The sequence below is a fragment of the Corallococcus sp. 4LFB genome, assembly GCF_046520365.1.
In the GTDB taxonomy this organism is placed as follows: domain Bacteria; phylum Myxococcota; class Myxococcia; order Myxococcales; family Myxococcaceae; genus Corallococcus; species Corallococcus caeni.
In genome coordinates this window covers 1-426 of record NZ_JBKGHJ010001246.1, presented here as the reverse complement: position 1 = coordinate 426, position 426 = coordinate 1, and the positions used below count along the sequence as shown (strand labels likewise).

Annotated in this window: 1 protein-coding gene; it reads right to left on the bottom strand. The window is 69.0% G+C overall.

Features of this window, described 5'->3' with window-relative positions; all coding sequences use genetic code 11:
* Positions 1-426: AMP-binding protein (locus ACLEQD_RS45155; protein WP_410392032.1), on the bottom strand; the 426-nt coding region annotated here is incomplete at both ends.

Sequence of the window (426 nt, the reverse complement as noted above, 5' to 3'; positions counted from 1 at the left end):
CTCTCCGGGCACACCCACCGGCACCGGCTGCCCGTGCGTGTCCAGCACGTACGCCTGCGTGCCCTCCAGCGGACGGCCAATCCTCGGCTCCGTCTTCGCTCCGCGCTCCACTCGCGCGTGCGTCGAGTACGTCGTGTCTTCCGTCGGGCCGTAGAGGTTGTTGACCTCCTTCACCTGCGGCAGCGCGTACAGCGCCTGCACCAACCGGTTCGGCAGCGCTTCACCCGCCAGGTTCACCGTCTCCACCGACGACGGGATGCCTCCGCTTCGCACCAACTCCGCCACCGCCGACGGCACTGTGTTCAGCAGCGTGACGCGGCCCGCTTCCTTCAGCCCCGCCAGTGCCAGCGCGTTCTCCGCCACCACCACCGTGCCGCCGCTCACCAGCGGCGCGAAGACTTCGAAGACGGAGAGGTCGAAGTTCAG